The organism is Streptomyces prunicolor (assembly GCF_045162825.1).
Taxonomy (GTDB): domain Bacteria; phylum Actinomycetota; class Actinomycetes; order Streptomycetales; family Streptomycetaceae; genus Streptomyces; species Streptomyces prunicolor.
Map to the genome: position 1 here is coordinate 52,165 of NZ_CP108676.1, position 17,966 is coordinate 70,130.

A 17,966-nucleotide genomic window follows, 5' to 3' on the forward strand; every position below is an offset into this window, starting at 1 on the left:
GGGGAAGCGGCCTGTACGGCGTCCCTGTCCCGGCCGGGGGTCAGGACGTCGGAGCGGCGAGGGTGAACACCGACCAGAGCATGCGGATCGGGCGGGTCCGGGAGATGAACTCCAGCTCGTTGGCCTTGGCCGCGGGCTGGGTCGTCAGGGCCAGGTCCGTCTCCCGGCGGCGGGCCTGGCCGGCGGCGGCGCTGGTGGAGGCCGCGTAGAGGATCTCCTCCACCGCGTACCCCTCGGGCAGGAGTTCCTCGACGAGGGCGACCGGCGCGGGGTGGGTGGCGATGCGGGCCCGCTGGGGGATGGCGTGGCCGGGGGCGACGGCGATGCCGTAGTGCGGGGTGTCGAAGAGGAAGGCGCCGGCGAAGCGGAGCCCGGGGTCCATGTAGAAACTGTGCACGCCCGCGTACGCGTTGGCGATCACCAGGTGGCTCACCGTGCGTTCGCGCAGGGCCTCGCCGACCTCCTCGTAGGAGTCGTACAGCCGGATCTCCGGTACGTCTTTGCCCCGGTCGGCCCACAGGTATAACGCGGCCTGTTCGCTGCTCGTGCCGGCGGGGCCGAGCGTGCCGATGGTGTCGATGGACGGTCCGTTGGTCAGTGCCGTGTCTATCCAGCCGGGTGCCTCGGTGGTCATGCTGTCCCCCTGGTAGCTGTGCTGCCGGTAGCTGTGCTGCTGGTGCGGAGCCTGTCTTCGGTCACACGTGAACGGGGTGGAGCCAGCCGTCGTAGCGCGGTTGTCGGCCGCGGACGACGTCCTGGTAGGCGCTCATGAGAGCGGTGGTGAGCGGGCCGGGGGTGCCCCCGGCGACGGGGCGGCCGGCGAGTTCGGTGACCGGGACGATCTCGGTGCCGGTGCCGGTGAGGAAGACCTCGTCCGCGCCCGCGAGTTCGTCACGGCCCAGGTCGCGGAAGTCGGTCGGCGTCCGCAGCAGGTCCGCGGCGAGCGTCACCGCGGTGTCGCGGGTGATGCCCTCCAGCAGATCGGCGGTGACCGGCGGGGTCACCAGCCGGCCGCCGATGACGGCGAACACGTTGGAGGTGCTGGCCTCGGCGACCTGTCCCCTGCTGTTGAGGAGAATCGCGTCGTCGCAGCCGGCCGCGCGGGCCTCGTCCACGGCGAGCGCGTTGTTGACGTACCCGCCGGTGACCTTGGCGCGCACCGGCAGCGCGTCGGAGGCGGGCCTGCGCCAGGAGCTGATGGCGCAGCGGATGCCGGCCGGGTCGGTGTAGGAGCCCATCCGGAAGGCGTTGACGGACAGGGCGTCGGAGACGCCCGACAGGCTGACGCCCGGTTTCTGGCCGGGCAGCAGGGCCCGCTTGTAGGCCAGCGGCCGGATGTAGGTGTCCTCGCTCGCGCCGATCCGGCGCAGCAGTTCGGCGGTGAGCTCGCACAGTTCCTCGACCGTGCCGCCGACGTCGATGCGCAGGGTGCGGGAGCTGCGCAGCAGCCGGCGGTAGTGGTCGTGGGCGCGGAAGACCGCGAGGCCGCCGCCGTCCTGGGCGTAGGCCCGGATGCCCTCGAAGACCCCGGTGCCGTACTGCAGGGCCTGCGTGGTGACGGGCAGGACGGCACGTTCCAGCGGCATGAACTCGCCGTCGTGGTAGGCGATCTGGGCGACGGCCGGGGAGACCTGCGCCGGGGGAACCTGTGCCGGGGGGACCTGTGCCGGTGCGCCGTTGTGTGCGACGGTCACTGGGCCCTCCCGCCGGCCACGGCGAGCGCGGCGGTCTGCTCCTCGTCGGGGACGGCCAGCCGGCGGTCCTCCACCCGGGCGGCCTTCCAGCTGACCATGGCGCCGGTGGTGGTGACGCTGCCGAGCGGGCCGTACTCGAAGCGGAGCGGCACCTCCAGCCGGCCGTCGACGGCGCGGCTGATCTCGTCCTCGTCGAGGCGTACGGCGCGGCGGTCGTCGGGGAGTTCCAGGCGCAGCGTCAGCTCGTCGCGGCCGTCCACGGCGTCGATGACGATCTGGTAGTCCAGGTAGCCGCGCGGGTGGGTCAGCAGCAGCTCTTCGAGGTCGTAGCCGCTGATCTCGCGGCCGCCGATGCGCAGGGCGTCGCGGGTGCGGCCGAGGACCTCGAGGGTGGGCGCCGGCAGGGCGCGGCCGGCGGCGGGCGGGCCGAGCCGGACGAGGTCGCCCGTGCGGTAGCGCACCAGGGGCTTGCTGCCCCGGTAGAGGGAGGTGACGACCAGCTCGCCGGTGCGCACCCCGTCGCCGCCCGGGGCGACAGCCTGTCCGGTGTCCGGGTCGATGACCTCGTAGACGTTGAGCAGCGGGGCCGTGTACAGAAGGCCGTCGGCGCCGGCCGCTCCCATCACGGAGGCCTCCTGGGAGGCGTACAGGGCGTTGTAGACGCGGGCGCCCCAGACCTCGCCGATGTTCTCCAGCAGGCTGGGCGAGGCGAGTTCGCCGGTGCACATGATGACGTCGAGGCGGAAGTCGCGCCGGGGGTCGAGGCCGGCCGCGCGGGCCTTCTTGGCGAGGGTCAGGGCCATGCCGGGCGTGCTGAACAGGCCGGTGACGGGCAGCGTCCGCAGGGTGTCCAGGGCACGGTCGAAGCCGACCATCGGGGAGTGCGGCCACATCTTCGCCACGGCGTGGCCCAGGTTGCGGCACACGTCGCCGAAGGTGTCGCCGAAGGCGTGCAGCTCGGTCGGGCCGGAGACGCCGATGATCTGCTCGTCGCCGTACTGCCGGAAGATCGTGTCGTAGTACACGGTCAGCGCGGTGTTGTTGTGCAGGGAGTCGGTGTTGTCGCGCGGGCACGGGGTGCTGCGGCCGGTGGTACCGGTGGTCTCGTAGAAGATCCACGCCTTGTGCAGCGGCAGCGACAGGACGTCGGCGAACTCCTGCCTCAGGTGGTCCTTGGTGGTGAACGGCACGGCGGCCAGCTGCTCGGGCGCGAGCGAGGTGATCGCCCCCGGGTCCACGTCCGCCAGGTGACGGCCGTAGAAGGGGGAGTGCGTTGTGACGTACTCGACGGTGGCGCGGAACGCGTCCGCCTGATGGGCGGCCAGTTCGTCCTCGGTCCACCGGCCCGCCGCGTAGGAGCGGTGCCGGTCGCGTATCTCACGGGCGGTGCGGGCGAGTTCGTCGTCGAAAACTGTGAACATGCCTTCCTCTCGCGTCTCGTTCGCGTGTCTCGTGTCTCGTTCGCTGTCTCGTTCACATGGGGCGTTGCGGGGCGGGGCGGGGCGGGGCGTTGCGGGGCGGGGCGGGGCGGGGCGGGGCGGTGATCCTGCGTGCGGTGCCCGCGCCGGCCGTGCCGGGCCGAGGCGGGCGCGGCGGCCGAGGCGGGCGGCGCGGCGCCGGTTCCGGTTCCGGGGCCCGGCCGGAGCGTGCGGGCATGCTCCGGCCGGGCCCGCCGGAGTGCCCGGTGGCCCGCCGTGCCGCACCGGCCGGGTGCCGCACGGGCCGGGGTGCCGGGCCGGCGGGCGCGCCGGTGCGGCTGCGGTCAGCGGTACAGCGGCAGGCTCCCGGTGAGCCGGTCCACCGCCTTCCTGCTGCCGCACAGGGCCACGCCGATGTAGGGGAGTTCACCGGTGGGGATCTCGGCGGTACGGCGCGTGTACTCGTCGTAGGAACGCGACGACTGGGCCACCGACGTGAAGTCGACGACGAAGACGTCGCTCGCGCCCAGCGCCCGGACCGCGACGTCGCGCAGTTCCCCGGCGTCGGCCCTCAGGACGGGCAGCGGGATCGAGGTGATACCCGTGTGCAGCCGGCCGTCGGCGTCCTTCACGTCGTCGCCGACGATGTCGTCGGTGAATTTCCCGACCGACAGGGCGAGTGCGGCGACGGTGTTCATCGCCAGTCCTGCGGGAAGCTCCTTGTCGACGACAATGGCGCACTTCTCGAACTGGTACCCCACGTTTTTCCCCATCTCATGTACTCGTACAGAATTCGGACGCCACTCACCGGAGAGGTGACAGAATTCTTCTCAGGTTTATCCGGAAATCATTCTTCGACATCCGCGATCACCCAGTCGCTGATCTCCCGCCAGGCCCTGATGGCTTCCTGATGGAACGGGTGCACCAAATAGCGCTCCACCGCGTCCATGTCGTCCAGCAGACCCACGACGATGAAGTCGTACGCGACCGGCCGGGTCGATATGTTACGGCCGATTTTCCACTCGCGGAGTTCCGGCACCTCGCCGCCCACCTTGGCCGCGGTCTGCTCGGCCTGCTGGGCCCTGGCGTCGTCCCACGAAACGCCGGGCTTGAACTTGAACAGCACATAGTGGCGGATCACGGACGGCCTCCTGGTACGGGCGAAAGGGAGCGGTTTTCGGGGACCTCGCCGCGGGCGGCGGCGCGCCGGGCGAACTCGCGCACGGCGGCGAGCTGCCGCTCGCCCAGGGAGTAGTCGAGCACCCGGTAGTAGTCCAGGAGCACCTGTTCGGACAGGCGCCCGCCCGGGCCGCGGGCCGCCTCGGCGGCCGCCGAGGCGGCCACCTCCTCCGGGTGCGCGCGGGCCCGCCCGGCCGCGTCCGTGAGCGCCGCGGCCACCGCCCGCACCCGCTCGGGGTCCTCGCGCGCGACCTCGCGCCGCACCACCCAGACGGCGAAGACCATGGGCAGGCCGGTCCACTCGCGCCAGAGCGCGCCGGTGTCCCGCACCCGCAGGCCCGCCGGGGGCCGGGCGTGCAGCCGCAGCGCGTCGTCCCCGATCAGGACGGCGGCGTCCGCGACGGCCAGCATGCCGTCCAGGTCCTGCGGGACCCAGCGGTACACCGGACGCACACCCACGGCGTCCTCCAGCAGCATCCTGGCCAGCAGGGCCGTGCTGCGGCTGGCCTCCGAGAGGGCGACCACAGCCCCGTCGAGACTGCCCAGCGGGGCGCGGGAGACGAGGTGGCAGGAGTGCACCGGCCCGTCGCTGCCCACCGCGACACCGCCGGGCAGCAGCTCCCAGGCATCCGCGTGCCGCAGATACCGGACCAGACTGACGGGGCCCGCGTCCAGCCGCCCCGCGAGCAGTTCCTCGGCCAGCCACTCCGGCGGCCCGGACACCATGCCGAACGCCTCACCGGCCCCGCTGTGCGCCAGGCCCCAGCGCAGCGGGGCACAGTTGAGGAAGGAGATGTCCCCCACCCGCAGCCGGGCGGACCGGGCCGCGGAGACGGCACGACGGGAAACGGAAGCCGAGGCGGAAGCGGAGGCTGAGGCGGAGGCTGAGGCGGTACGGGAAGCGGCCGGCGGCCGGGAGACGGCGTGGACCACGGTCACGTGAGCTGCCGGCCGCGGCCGGCCGCGGCCGGTGCGCCGGCCTCGGGGGCGGGGCCCCGGCACAGTCGCAGAATGTCCGTCACCAGTGTGGTGCCTTCGGGGCCGAGCGCCTGACGGTAGCGGTCGATGACGACCGTCTCACGCGCCAGCTCGGTCCGCGGGCCGCCGCCGCTCTGGCGGCGCCGCTGGATCCGGGAGGAGACCCGGTGGCGGCTCTGAATCAGCTCGATAATCTTCGAGTCGAGAGCGTCGATCTCTTGCCGGTCGTTTTCTATTGCGTTGCGTAAATCAATCTCAACGGCATCCGCCGCTAAGTCCCCCGTGCTTTGCTGTGTCATGTACGCAAACTCCTTCAGCCGCCCCGGAATGGGGCACGGGTGAGCAGTGACGTTCATCAGACACCTGAATCCTATTCATGCCCTCACTTGATTACACAAGGCCCCCGAGCCCCTGTCTCGGATCGTGAGACGGAAGCGGTATGAAGCAATCCGCCGGGAACGCCGGCCGGTCGCGGAAAGTTCCCGAATCTTCACGGCGTCCGGGCCTCCGCGTGAACTCCCGGAGAACACCGCGCCTTTAGCAGACTCAACCGCCGAAGGCACACCGGCGCCCCGTTCTTCCGGCTCCCGGACCAAAACCGCAGCCGGCCCGCCGACCGTCTCCCCGCAGGAGCCGCACGGCCATCGAATTAAGTTCATCCACGAACGCTTTCCACCACAGCTTTCCGAACTAAGTTTGGATCCCGGTAAACACGCCGCCGGTCCCCCTAACATATGGCCCGATACGCCGGCGGCTTTCCGGCCGGTGATCCACCGCTCGTGGACCGGGGGGAGGTGAGTGGACCGGGGGAGGTGACACCCAGACCGGGGGACGTGACACACCCGGTCCCGGCCGCGTCCTGCGGCCGCCCGCCGGCGCCGGGTCATCCGCCCGAACACATCACCGCGGCCACCCGTCCGCCCACGGCCCCGCCCCTACGGCTGCCGGTCCCCGGCACCCCCTCCCGCCCCGCGCCTTCACGAAGCGGGCCGTCCGACGGGGCGCCGGACAAGCAAAAAGGCGCCTCCGGCCGGCAGGAACGAGGAGTGCCGAGGCCCTTGTCCCCGCTGTCCCCGCTGTCCCCGCCACCGTCGGAGGCACTTCCCAGGTGAAGACACGCATCAGCCCCGCTCCACGCGTCCCCGCCGCGGGCGGCACCGGCCGCGCGGCGGCATACCCGGCCGGTGCCGTGCTCCCGGCCGGGACCGCCCGCGAAGCCGGACCGGACCGGGCAACATCGGCGGGATCGGCGGCGCCGGCATCCCGGCGGTGTCCCCGGGCGGTGCACGGTCCGGGCAGGGTTCCGCCGGACGCCGACCTCACGGCCGCGCCGGGCGGGTACCGCCTCACGGATGCCCGGACACGGCCGGGCCCGGACACGGCCGTGTCCGGGCCGGCGGCCCGCCACCCGGCGCCCCCCTCTCATCGACACCCCCGCCGCGGCCGGGCCGGCGGCCCCGCACGGCCGCCCGCCCCCGGCACCCGGGATTCCCCCGCCGCCGGCAGCCGTGGAACCGGGCACAGCAGCCGCCACGGCAGCCGGCCCATCGGCATCCCCACCACCGGCCCGGACAACCGGAACGGACAACCGGAACGGACAACCGGAACGGACAACCGGAACGGCCCGCCGAAGAAGCCGGCGGACCGTCACGAAAAACCGAGGTCAGGACACGTCAGAGGTCAGGACGCGTCACTCGATGGGAAAGGCCGAGACCACCGCCGGGACGCTCCCGCCCGCCGAGCCGACGGCCGGATCGGACACGTACACCCGCGTCCCCGGAACCGCGAGCTCGACCGGCAGGCGGGCCAGAGCGACGTTCGTCTGGAGTTTCGGGGCGTACGAAGCCGACGTCACAAAACCCACCGGCTCCGAGTCCGGCGACGGCGCGACCAGCCAGAAGTCGGACAGATAGTCCGCGATCGGATCCCCCTCCATCCTCAACCCCACCATCGTGAGTCTGTACGGATGGTTTCCGGCAGCAATTTCGGTCCGCATCCGTTCGATGGCATCCCGGCCGATGTAGTCCGACGCCTTGTCACGCGGAATATGGGCCGCCAACCCGACCTGGAAAGGGACCATCTCACTGTCGACGTCCTGACCCCACGCGAGTATCCCTGACGTGATCCGGTGCGGCTGAATAGGACCGGTCACCGCCAGCCCATACTTATCCCCCGCCCGAACAATCGCATCCCACATTCGCTCCGCGTAAATACTCGAATTCTTCAGGTAGACTTCATATCCGGCTTCACCGGAGAACCCGGTTCGCGAAACAAGTACCGGAAGCCCGCCGATCTCCGCCTCCACCAGCCCGAAAACAGGCATCCCGGAAGCCACATCACCGATGAGATCGGCCATCAACCCGTCCGCCTCCGCCCCCTGGATCTGGACGGGCGACACATCGATCTCCTCGATCTCGACATCGAACCCCTTGCCGACATTCACCCCCTTCAGCCACAGCGACAGATCCGAGTCGGAAATACTGAACCAGTACTCACCGGCGGAAATCTTCAGCAGCAGCGGATCATTGATCATCCGGCCACCGGAATCACACAGCACCACATACGCCGCACGCATGGCCGCCAGCCGCGTAACGTCCCTGGTCACGACGTAGTTGACGAACTCGGTGGCCTCAGGTCCCCGCACCCGGATCTGCCGTGCGGCCGCGATGTCCCACAACGTCACCCGCTGCGTCAACGCCTCGTACTCGGCCGCGGACCCGCCGTCCCCCTCGGAGCCGTAACCCCTGGGCAGGTACATACGGTTGTACACCTCCGCACGCCAGCACCCCGCCTCGACCGCCAGATGCCAATACGGCGACTTCCGCGCGCGCGTCGATATCAGAAGCTTGATGTCCGGCCGGCCCGTCTGACGCAGATTGACAGGAACCGTCCGATCCGACTGATCGACCGACGAGAAATTCGGATCCGCCCATTTTCCGGAATCGTTCGTCACGCTATCCCCTCCCGCGGCCACCTGACTCGGTGCCGGTTCATCGACGTACGCGGCAGCAGCGATACCCGCTGCGAGCCGGCGAATCGAACATGACGTATTCCCGAATTTAACACGGCCCGATCCGGCGGCCAAGTACTCCCCCGGACCATCTCACCCCCCATACCGGCCAGACACCCGTACCGCGCGATTCCGCTCGCATCAGCGGCAATCTCCACAAACCCCGGCGCCACAGCCACAGCCCCCCGCGGCATTTTCCAAAACTCCGCGGCAACCACTGCGAACCGTCCAGACGATTCGCATGATCATTACCATCGCAAATATACCGACGGTAAACACGCCGCGTAAAACCCAGACAGCACCGGCACCGGCACCGGCACCGGCACGGCGCCGCGTCAACACCGTGCGGGCGACGCCTCGCGACAACCGGCCCCACGCCCCACCGGTACGCACTGAAGCCCCGACAGCGGCCCGGCAACAGCACGAGCCCCGCGCTCCACCAGCAGGAACATTCCCAGGCGAAGAGGCCTACCGGCTCTCCTCTCCCCCTCCCCCTCCCCCTCTCCACGTCCCGGGGGGGGGGACGGCCGGGCCGTGGTCCCGCAGGCCGGTTCGGTCCCGCCGGACGGTTCGGTCCCGCCGGCCTGCGGGACCGTCCGCGGGCGGGGCCCCGGCCAGGCCCCAACCCCGGGGCCCCGGCCTGACGTCCGGCCTCGCAGGCCACCCGGCCCGCTGACCTCCGCCTCCTCCCGGGACAGCGGAGGCGGCCGTTCCCCCCGGCCTCGGGACACCGAGACACGAAGCAGACGAGAACGGCCGCCGCCCACGAGTTCCCCCCGCCGCCCCGCCCGCGAGTGAGGCACCGGACATGTCGTCCCGCTCTCGGGCCGCGCTCCACGAGAACCCGCAGCCCGCGCGGCAGGGTCCGCTGCGCCATCGCCTCCCGTCCTGGTTCATCCGGCGAGTCCTAAGGCCGTCACAGGCCCGGGAGGAACCCGGAACCCCGCCGGCCGGCGATCTGCCGCGCTGCCGGGGCGGCTGCCGGCGGCGGTGACCGGTGACCAGAACGGTGGCGGGCGGGCGCCGGGCGCGGCGCCGGCCGGTGTGGGTGCGGCCGTCGGTCTGTTCGAGTCCGGGCGGCACCGGCTGGACCTGCTGGGAACCCCAGGTCGTCGTCGGGACCCGGCGGTGCGGCCTGGAGGCGCGGCATCCTTCTCCGGACCACACGCCGCACCGGTGCCCGCCGCAGGAGCATCCGCCCCCGAACACGGACAGGCGGCCACATGCCCGCCGGACCTGCCGGACCTGCCGGACCCGCCGGACCCGCCGGACCCGCCGGACCCGCCGGACCCGCCGGACCCGCCGGACCCGCCGGACCCGCCGGACCTGCCGGACCCGCCGGACCTGCCGGCGGGGGCCGCGTGCCCTGCCGCCGCGGGGCGACGAAACACCGTTCCGTCGCCCCGTCGAGGAAGACAGCGTTCCGTTCTCTCGTCGAGGGTGCGAGGGGCGCCGCGAAAACCCGCCCCCGGTCCGCCGCCCCCGTCACCCACGGGCCGCTGCCGTACTCCCCCGCCACCCCCACCCCATCCGCAACACCCGAGGTCAGAGCATCGAGACGGGTTTCATCAGGGAGTTCACCGGAAGTGCTGCGCCGGGTGCGGCAGGCGCATAGCGTGCGATGACCGGGCCGTTCCCCGCGCCTCCACGGTCCGTGCCTCGTGGGGCCCACGACCCTCTAGGAGACCCTGGAATGTCCTCCGACAGCTCCGAGTTACGTCCGCTGCCGCACCGGGCCGCACGGCACGCTTCCGCTGTCACACCCGGATGGGCCACCGGCCGGACCCGCCCCTGGACCGGACCCCACCGGGACCTGCGCCTGCTGCGCCGGGCCTGCCGGTGGCAGCGGCGGATCGCCGCCCTCACCGCACTCGGCTACTTCGCCGTCTTCCTGACCCTGACCGTCCAGACACCCTCCCTCATGGCCCGCCCCGCCCCCGGCGGACTGCCCCTGGGACTGTTCCTGGCCCTGGCACAACTCCCGGTGACCTGGCTCGCGGTCATCTTCTACGAACTCACCGCACACCGCCTCGTCGACCCGCTCGCCCGCCGGGTACGGCGCCAGACCCGCGACGCACAGGCCCGGCCGTGACGGACTTCGCGGGCCCCGCACAGTCCTGGTCGCTCGTGGCGTTCTGCAGCGTCGTGACCCTCACCCTCCTGCTGTGCGTGATCACCGGCCCCGACCGCGAGGACCTCGACGAGTTCTACACCGGCTACCGCTCCCTCTCCCCCCTGCGCAACGGCCTGGCCATCGCCGGCGACTACATCTCCGCAGCCACCGTCCTCACCGTCGGCGGGATCATCGCCCTGTGCGGCTACGACGGCGTCGTCCTGGCCCTGAGCACCCTGCTCTCCCTGCTGCTCCTGATGTTCCTGCTGGCCGAACCCCTCCACCACACCGGCCGGTTCACCATGGGCGACGTCCTGGCACACCGCATGCCCGGACGCGCCGTACGCATCACCGCCTGCGCCGTCACCCTCGCAGCCCTGGCCCCCATGATGGTCGTCCAACTCGCCGGCGTGGGACAGCTGCTGGCCTTCGTCCTGGGCTTCTCCGCCGGCGCGATGCGCACCGGCTGCATCATCGGCGCCGGCACCCTGATGATCACCTACGCGGCCATCGGCGGCATGCGCGGCACCGCACTCATCCAGATCCTCAAGACAGTCATCCTCCTCGGCTCCGGACTGGTCGTGGCCGCACTCGTCCTGCACACCTTCGGCTGGAGCCCGCAGACCCTGTTCACCTCCGCCGCACACAACAGCGGCGCCGGACCGGCCTACCTGCGCTACGGCCTGCAGTTCACCGGCGGACAACACCCCGCCCTCGACATGATCAGCACCCAGTGCGCCATCGTCCTGGGCGGCGCCTGCCTGCCCCACGTCACCATGCGCATGTACACCGCCGGCAGCACCCGCCAGGTACGCCGCGCCATGTCCTGGGCGGTCTGCGCCGTCGCCCTGTTCATCGCCGTGATGACCGTCGTCACCGTCGGCGCCACCGCCCTCATCGGCGCCAGGACCATCGCCGCCGCCGACCCCCGCGGCAACACCGCCTACCTCCTCGGCGCACGCGCCGCCTTCGGCACCCACCTCTCCCGCGCCGAAGGCCTGCTGCTCACCACCGTCACCACAGCCATCTTCCTGACCCTGCTCGCCTCCGTCGCCAGCATGACACTCGCCTGCGCCAACTCCCTCGCCCACGACGTCCTCACCCGCCCCGGCACACCACCCCTGCGGGAAATGGCACACGCACGCCTGGCCGCACTCGCCGTCGGAACACCCGTGATCACACTCGCCGTGCTCGCCCAGCACCACAGCCTCCAGCCCCTGGCCATCATCTCCTTCTGCCTCGGCGCATCCGCCATCGCACCCGCCCTCCTCCTCACCCTCTTCTGGCGCCGCTACACCCACGCCGGCCTCCTCAGCACACTCATCGGCGGCACCCTCAGCGTCCTCATCCTCATCACCGGCACCAACCTCGTCTCCGGCTCCCCCCAATCAGCCTTCCCCGGCGCCGACTTCAACTGGTTCCCCTTCACCACCACCGCCCTGGTGTCGGTACCCGCCGGCTTCCTCTGCGGCGTGCTGGGGACGGTCCTGTCGGGCAGGAGGGCCGGCACCCGCGAACGCCACCACTACGAAGCCGTCGAAGCCACCGTCCTCACCGGACCACCACACCCCCACAACGGCTGACCCCAACCGCACGCCATCTCCGCACAGTGCCATCTCCGCACAGTGCACGGCGGGGGCCGGCCACTGCCGACGAGGAGCACGGCGACACAGACCCCCCCCCGCAGGCGGCACCACAGGCACAGCTGAACATGATCCGGAGCGGCAGGAGCGGATACCCAGGGCGAAGAATCCCCGACGGAGGCCCCGCCCCAGCCGTTGCGCGCGCAGGAGAAACCCAGCACCACGGCGAACATCCCGACCGAGGCGAGCAACACCCCCCATGCCCATCCGAGCGCCCGACTTCGGCCAGTCGCGACTTGGGCCGGCCGTGAAGCAGCGTCATGCCTCCGACGAACGCGACGGCGGCGAGCAGCAGGCTGACGTACACACCAGCGCCGGCCCGGTCCGGAGGCCGGCGCATCGCCGTTGGGACCAGCCCCACGCCCGAGCCGTCGGCCACGGCACCGCCTCAGACGCCAAAGGAACTGGTCCGTTCCTTCGGGACGGTGAACGTGGTGAAGAACGCCCCAACCAGCCGGACCGTCTCCTCTCCCCCGCCTTCAGGAACCCAGCACAGGGGCCGCGCGAAACCACTGGAGAACTCACTGACGCCGGGGCCGGGGAAGTCGTGAACAGACGGTGATCGGTCCGCCCCCTCAACCCGAGAGGACTGCGACCAAACCGGGAAGGAACACGACACCGCCACCAGCACGCGCCGCCTCACCCAGCGCATCCCACGTGCAGACGGCCGCACACACCAGCCACACACAAACCCACAACCGGAAGACGACCAGGGGGCGGACCGGTGGCGGCCGGCCGGACCAGTGAGCGGACTCCGGCGGTCCGGCGGGGGTATGGCCAGCGCTAGCGGGTCCGGTGGGCAGGGCAGACTGCGAGACGGCAGACACCCTGGGTGTGTCCAGCAGATCGGGTCACGGCAATGGGGCGGTGACTGATCGGTGTCACGGACGCGGGATGATACAGACACATAGTGCGGTGCGTGCGGCTGCAAGGCGAAGCCGCACCCCACGTCCGCGGCATGAGCAGCCGGACCGCCCCCCTATGCGGCCGTGCCAGCAGTTCCCGCCGAATGCCCGGTTCCGGGCGCGGTCGCGGTGGCCGTCGCGGGGGCGGGGTGGCCGGGCGGGCGGGGCAGGACGCCGTCCGTGGGGTGGCCGATGATCCAGCTCAGCAGCGGGCCCGCCATCGTGGTCGTGACCACTGCCATGACGACCATCAGCGAGTACAGGTCCCGGCCCAAGTAGCCCAGTTGCAGGCCCACGTTCAAGACGATGAGCTCGGTGAGGCCGCGGGTGTTCATCAGCGTCGCCAGCGCGGCGGACTGCCGCAGCGGCATCCGGTTGAGCCGGGCGGCGGCGAACGCGCCGGTGAACTTGCCGCCGACGGCCACCAGCAGGATCAGTCCCAGCGTGCCCAGCCCGCCGGCGTCCAGGTGGGACAGATCGACCTGGAGACCGGCGACCACGAAGAACACCGGCAGCAGCAGCGTGCCGCTCAGGTGGCCCAGGCGCTCGTGCACATCGGCGCGCAGCCGCTCCCCGCCGCGCGGCAGGATCACGCCGAAGAGGAACGCGCCGAAGATGTAGTGCAGCCCCACCCACTCGGTGACAGCCGCGGACAGCAGCAGCCCCACCAGGACGACAACGAACACGGTCGGAGTCAGCGTGAGGACGGCACGGCGGGCCACGAAACGGCGCACCAGGGGACGTACGACGAAGAGCATGGCCAGCACATAGGGGGCGGCCAGCAGGACACGCCACTGGTCAGGGCCGGCCGAGCCGCTGACGGCTATCACGGCTGCCAGCAGGGACCAGGCCAGCACGTCGTCGACACACGCACACGCCAACGCCACCACGCCCAGCGGAGAACGGCTCATGCCCCGGTCGGTGAGGACACGGGCCAGCACCGGGAACGCCGTGACGGACATGGCGATGCCCATGAACAGCATGAACGCCGTCCGGTCACCGGTGCCGTAGCCGTCCATCAGGTACAGCGCCAACAGAGTGCCCAGGCCGAACGGGAGCAGGACGGAGCTGAGGGACACCGTGGCCGCGAGGCTTCCGCTGCCGCGGATCATCGCGCCGTCCCACTCCACGCCGACGAGGAACATGAAGACCGCCACACCGACCACGGCCAGGGCGCCAAGCAGCGGCCGGATACCGGCCGGGAACAGGGCGTCGCAGAGCGCCCCGTGGAAGAAAGTCGGGCCCAGCGCGATCCCGGCGAGGACCTCGCCGATCACCGCGGGCTGGTTCAGGCGCTGGGCCAGAGCGCCCAGCAGGCGGGCCAGCAGCACGATGGCGGCCAAGCCCAGGAGGAGCGAGGAGGTCTGATGGGTGGTCATGGCGATCGGTCTCCGTACAGAGGGATCCGGCCCGCGAGCAGAACAAGAAGGCTGGCATCACACCGCACTGTCCCCGCACTGCCGACGGCACAGACACAGGAGAGACACAAAACTCGCTACCCACTACGTGCAGTCACCCGAACACCCAAACCCAACACCGAATAGCGTGCCCGACGCCGAGAGACAGGTGGGGCGGGTGGGGTGGGTGGGGCAGGCGCCCCGGTTCCGTCCGGCGGTTCGGCGACCGCACCGCAGACAGTGCCCCGGCACCATGGAACTCCCCGAGGCCCACGACAGCTACGGTGCGGACGCTTCCGGCAAGGCAGAACACCGGCCGGCGCATCAAGGGCGCAGACAGAGGTGTCCCCGTCGTGAGCGACGAAACCCTCCTCGCAACAAGGAACAAGAACCCTCCCGCGACGCCGACTTCAGCGCCCGCCACCTCACCGGCCCATGCAGCCCCAGAGGCGAGACAGGCGTGCAGGATGCCGATGACGCCGAGTCCGAAGCCGGCGAAAAAACTCACCAACCACGAAGGCCCGACCCTGCATCCACACAGCCGGGCAACCGCGGCATCAGGTGACACAGCACCAGCCATCCGAGCCGGTCGAACGGTGCCGCCGGACCGGCCGGACCGGGACGGGGCACGGAGACAGGAACCGGGCGCGGGACCGGGTGACCCGGCAGCAGCCGACCGCCACCGAGCCATACCGAGGCCGCGCCGTGAGCACACACCTCCCCCGCTACCCAGCGGACACCAGTGAGCTCTCGCCCCAGGCCCGCGCTCAACCGGCAGGCCCACAGCCCGTGTCGAGACGCCCGACCTCCACCACCCAAACGGCAAGAGCGACGACCGCAAGGCCCAGCAGCCGGCCGCCCACGGCATCACCGAACCAACGGACACCGCACACAGACACGACCGGCACACACCAGCACAGCACCCGCAAGCCACCCGGCACTACCGGCAGCACAACCAGCAACAGAACGGCGAACGAACTGCCCGCAGTCATCCCACACCACGAAGAAACCGCCGCGGGCACGCGAGCCGGTCCGCCAGGCCGGCACCAGCCGCCCCGCGACCCGCCAGGCGGCAGCCCCGGCACGGGTGTCACAGCGTCCGCCGGTGAGGGCCGGGCTCGGCCGGGACCTGGGTGAAGGCCTCCAGGTGATCCCGGGCCCAGCCCCGAAAAGAACGGGCCCCGTGACCCGTCACCATGCGGACGGTGTCCTCCACCCGGGCCTTGGCACCCGCCCGCTGGCGTTCCGCGCCCGCCAGAAGCGCCTCCACGACCGGGGACGGGTAGCGTCCGCTCAGCGCGACGCGGGCCCGGTCCGGAGTCAGTTCCTCGAAACGCAGCGGAATGCCGAGCAGCCGGCCCAGCTCTCGGGTCTGACCGACAGCTGTCACAGCCCGCGGTCCCGTCAAGGTGTAAGCATGACCGGCATGGCCTTCCTCGGTCAGAACCCGCACCGCGACCTCGGCAACATCACGAGGATCAACACACGCGTTGGGCGACGTCCCGTACAGCGCGCGGACGGTGCGTTCGCGGCGCACGGGCATGGCCCAGGACAGGCAGTTGGACATGAACGCGCGCGGACGCAGCAGCGTCCACTCCAGGCCGCAGCCGCGCAGCAGGTCCTCGTTCGCACGCTGCCGACAGGTGACCAGGTCGTCGGCCCCGGGGTCCAGGACGGCCGCCGCGGAGAGTTTCACCACCCGCCGCACGCCCGCGGCAACCGCCGCCGAAACGAAGGCCGCGTCGTCAACGCCGTCGACACGGGTGGTGACCAGAAACGCCGCGCGCACACCCCGCACCGCCCCGGCCAGCGACACCGGGTCCGTGTAGTCCCCGGCGACCACCTCCACCCCCGGGAACACCCCCACCGCCTTCACCGGGTCCCTAGTCATCACCCGCGCACGCAGGCCCGCGGGCAGGGCGCGGACCACTTCCCGCCCCACCGTCCCCGTCCCGCCCGTCACCAGAATCACCGGGGCCCGCCCACGCCCGACACGCCACAGCACCCGCCACCCACCACCCGTCCCTCACCCACTCCTCTGCTCCTCCTCGCCCATTCCTCCGCGCCTACGTCCCTTTCCGCTCCCTGCATCCCCGTTCCTCATTTACGGCATCCCTTTACGCTAATTATCCGCGCTTTCGTCCGCATCTTCCCCTTCCGGCTCGGCTGGCCTCCCCCACCGAAAACGAACCGAGGAGCCGAGCGAACCAAGGCACCAGGGCGCCGGGCGGCCGGGGCGCCGGAGGTGGTGCGGCGTGTCCGGCCTATCGGAACGGGGGCCGGACGTCATAAAGATCCGGACTGGACGGTTTTTATACTGCTTTCGCGCTCATCGGAAAGAACGGACCGGGGCGGCGATGCAGGACCTGGCGATCGTCACCCGTCAGGCGATTCGCGCCGCAGCGGCCGGGGTCTTCGAGGAACGCGACTACCGGGCCGCGACGATCAACGAGATCCTCGCCCGGGCCGGGGCAACCGATCCGGGAGCCGGTCGGCCAACTACTCGCGGCGGACCGTCAGTTCGCGGTCCAGCAGTTGGTGGACACTCTGGTCGTCCTGCCCGCCCACCGGCTGCCCACCGACCCGGCGATCCGCATCCGAGAGCGGCTCGGGCCCGACCGGCAGGCCAAGGGGCTCGACTACCAGGGCCCCTTCGACGCTGGGCAAGGTCGGCGCCGGTCTGCTGGAGCAAACGCGGGAACGGGACGAGTTGCTGCCGTACGTGGTGCTGACGGAAACCGCGAGCGTCCTGGCATGGGCCTTCGCCGGGGTTCACGCCATCTCCCGGTTCTTGTGCGGCCACCAGGACCCGCCACACCAGGTCACCGACCTGCTGCGGCACGCGTTACCGTCCGTCACGCTCCCCCGACGCCAGCCACGCTGGCCTTCTCCGAGACCAAGAGCGCCCGGGTCCAGGAACAGCCGATCGACACTCCTCACCTGACCACACCCAAGCCCTCACCAACCTGACCGCACCCGCCCCACTCCCCCTCATCCGACCACCACACCCACGTCCGCATCCACCCACGTCGCGGCGACGGTGGCATGGTCACCCCCCGCCCCGAGCGGCGGGCCAACGACCGGAGGGCGATACCCAGGGACAGGCCGGCGCCGGGGGCGGCGGCCGACGCCCGACGTGCGGAGCACCCGGCCGGATCAGGCCACGCAGGCGGTGAACTATCGAGTCGCACCGCCGACGAGGGCCGCCACGGGGATGGTGCCGAGGCGAGCCGTCAGGATGGAGCACCGCAGGCGGCTCAGCGGCGCCGAGGGCTCCAGACCCGGTTCCGCAACGAGGGCCGGTGCGCAACCGCACCGGCCCTCGCGGTCCAGCGCCACCATGAACCGGCCGTGCAGACTCTCGCGCCTCCGGTACCGATTGACCAGCACCTTCAGCCCCGGCAGCAACTCGCGACGACCGCCCAAACACAGGTCGGCTTCAATCCGCTGGGCCGGCACGCACAACCGAGCCGCCACCTCCCGCCGGGCATCCACGCCTATCCGGTTACCGGTCAGCCCCGACCTGCTCCACCAATCACGCGTATACGCCTAAAGCGCCCGACAAAACCTCAACCCAGCCCGGGAAAACCAACCCCACCCACACCCGGCACAAGCACACCCACTACACG

At 71.2% G+C, this 17,966-nt stretch carries 15 protein-coding genes; 3 read left to right on the top strand and 12 right to left on the bottom strand.

Features of this window, described 5'->3' with window-relative positions:
* Positions 1 to 40: 40 nt before the first annotated feature.
* The 6 genes from OG588_RS00230 to OG588_RS00255 form a co-directional block, all read right to left on the bottom strand.
* Entirely contained in the window at positions 41 to 634 is a 594-nt protein-coding gene (locus tag OG588_RS00230; RefSeq protein WP_405945457.1) for a prephenate dehydratase domain-containing protein, read from the bottom strand.
* 61 nt (positions 635 to 695) lie between these two features.
* On the bottom strand, positions 696 to 1,694 hold the full coding sequence (locus OG588_RS00235) for a branched-chain amino acid transaminase (protein ID WP_405945458.1): 999 nt from the start codon (positions 1,692 to 1,694) through the stop codon (positions 696 to 698).
* Positions 1,691 to 3,115 carry a phenylacetate--CoA ligase family protein gene (locus OG588_RS00240; RefSeq protein ID WP_405945459.1) on the bottom strand — a complete coding sequence of 475 codons (1,425 nt, stop codon included), beginning with the start codon at positions 3,113 to 3,115 and terminating at the stop codon, positions 1,691 to 1,693. The genes OG588_RS00235 and OG588_RS00240 overlap by 4 nt, the downstream gene beginning before the upstream one ends.
* A gap of 341 nt (positions 3,116 to 3,456) precedes the next feature.
* The gene (locus tag OG588_RS00245; RefSeq protein ID WP_398842500.1) at positions 3,457 to 3,873 is read right to left on the bottom strand and encodes a DUF2000 domain-containing protein; all 417 of its coding nucleotides are present in this window, start codon (positions 3,871 to 3,873) and stop codon (positions 3,457 to 3,459) included.
* A gap of 86 nt (positions 3,874 to 3,959) precedes the next feature.
* Positions 3,960 to 4,253: a Dabb family protein gene (locus tag OG588_RS00250; protein ID WP_405945460.1), complete on the bottom strand. Its 294-nt coding sequence runs from the start codon at positions 4,251 to 4,253 to the stop codon at positions 3,960 to 3,962.
* Positions 4,250 to 5,095 carry a menaquinone biosynthesis protein gene (locus OG588_RS00255; protein WP_405945461.1) on the bottom strand — a complete coding sequence of 282 codons (846 nt, stop codon included), beginning with the start codon at positions 5,093 to 5,095 and terminating at the stop codon, positions 4,250 to 4,252. The genes OG588_RS00250 and OG588_RS00255 overlap by 4 nt, the downstream gene beginning before the upstream one ends.
* On the opposite strand from OG588_RS00255, the gene OG588_RS00260 reads away from it, so the two are divergent.
* Entirely contained in the window at positions 5,085 to 5,234 is a 150-nt protein-coding gene (locus OG588_RS00260) for a hypothetical protein (protein ID WP_405945462.1), read from the top strand. The two genes, OG588_RS00255 and OG588_RS00260, sit on opposite strands and share 11 nt — an antisense overlap.
* Here OG588_RS00260 and OG588_RS00265 read toward each other — a convergent pair.
* On the bottom strand, positions 5,227 to 5,568 hold the full coding sequence (locus OG588_RS00265; RefSeq protein ID WP_405945463.1) for a chorismate mutase: 342 nt from the start codon (positions 5,566 to 5,568) through the stop codon (positions 5,227 to 5,229). The two genes, OG588_RS00260 and OG588_RS00265, sit on opposite strands and share 8 nt — an antisense overlap.
* Positions 5,569 to 6,959: 1,391 nt before the next feature.
* Complete coding sequence (locus OG588_RS00270) at positions 6,960 to 8,222, bottom strand: glycine cleavage T C-terminal barrel domain-containing protein (protein WP_405945464.1); 1,263 nt, start codon at positions 8,220 to 8,222, stop codon at positions 6,960 to 6,962.
* Positions 8,223 to 9,972: 1,750 nt separating this feature from the next.
* Between OG588_RS00270 and OG588_RS00275 the strand changes: the two genes are divergently transcribed.
* A complete protein-coding gene (locus OG588_RS00275; protein ID WP_405945465.1) occupies positions 9,973 to 10,371 on the top strand; it encodes a DUF485 domain-containing protein in 399 nt (132 codons plus the stop codon).
* Positions 10,368 to 11,975 carry a cation acetate symporter gene (locus OG588_RS00280; RefSeq protein WP_405945466.1) on the top strand — a complete coding sequence of 536 codons (1,608 nt, stop codon included), beginning with the start codon at positions 10,368 to 10,370 and terminating at the stop codon, positions 11,973 to 11,975. Before OG588_RS00275 ends, OG588_RS00280 begins: the two co-directional genes overlap by 4 nt.
* A 1,039-nt stretch (positions 11,976 to 13,014) precedes the next feature.
* Here the strand turns inward: OG588_RS00280 and OG588_RS00285 are convergent.
* The 4 genes from OG588_RS00285 to OG588_RS00300 all read right to left on the bottom strand — a co-directional run bounded on the left by OG588_RS00285 (position 13,015) and on the right by OG588_RS00300 (position 17,832).
* The gene (locus OG588_RS00285; protein ID WP_405945467.1) at positions 13,015 to 14,319 is read right to left on the bottom strand and encodes a cation:proton antiporter; all 1,305 of its coding nucleotides are present in this window, start codon (positions 14,317 to 14,319) and stop codon (positions 13,015 to 13,017) included.
* Between the two features lie 1,108 nt (positions 14,320 to 15,427).
* On the bottom strand, positions 15,428 to 16,309 hold the full coding sequence (locus OG588_RS00290) for an NAD(P)H-binding protein (RefSeq protein ID WP_405953028.1): 882 nt from the start codon (positions 16,307 to 16,309) through the stop codon (positions 15,428 to 15,430).
* A 527-nt stretch (positions 16,310 to 16,836) separates the two neighbouring features.
* Entirely contained in the window at positions 16,837 to 17,004 is a 168-nt protein-coding gene (locus OG588_RS00295; RefSeq protein WP_405945468.1) for a hypothetical protein, read from the bottom strand.
* A 510-nt stretch (positions 17,005 to 17,514) separates the two neighbouring features.
* Complete coding sequence (locus OG588_RS00300) at positions 17,515 to 17,832, bottom strand: BTAD domain-containing putative transcriptional regulator (RefSeq protein WP_405945469.1); 318 nt, start codon at positions 17,830 to 17,832, stop codon at positions 17,515 to 17,517.
* Between the last annotated feature and the right edge of the window lie 134 nt (positions 17,833 to 17,966).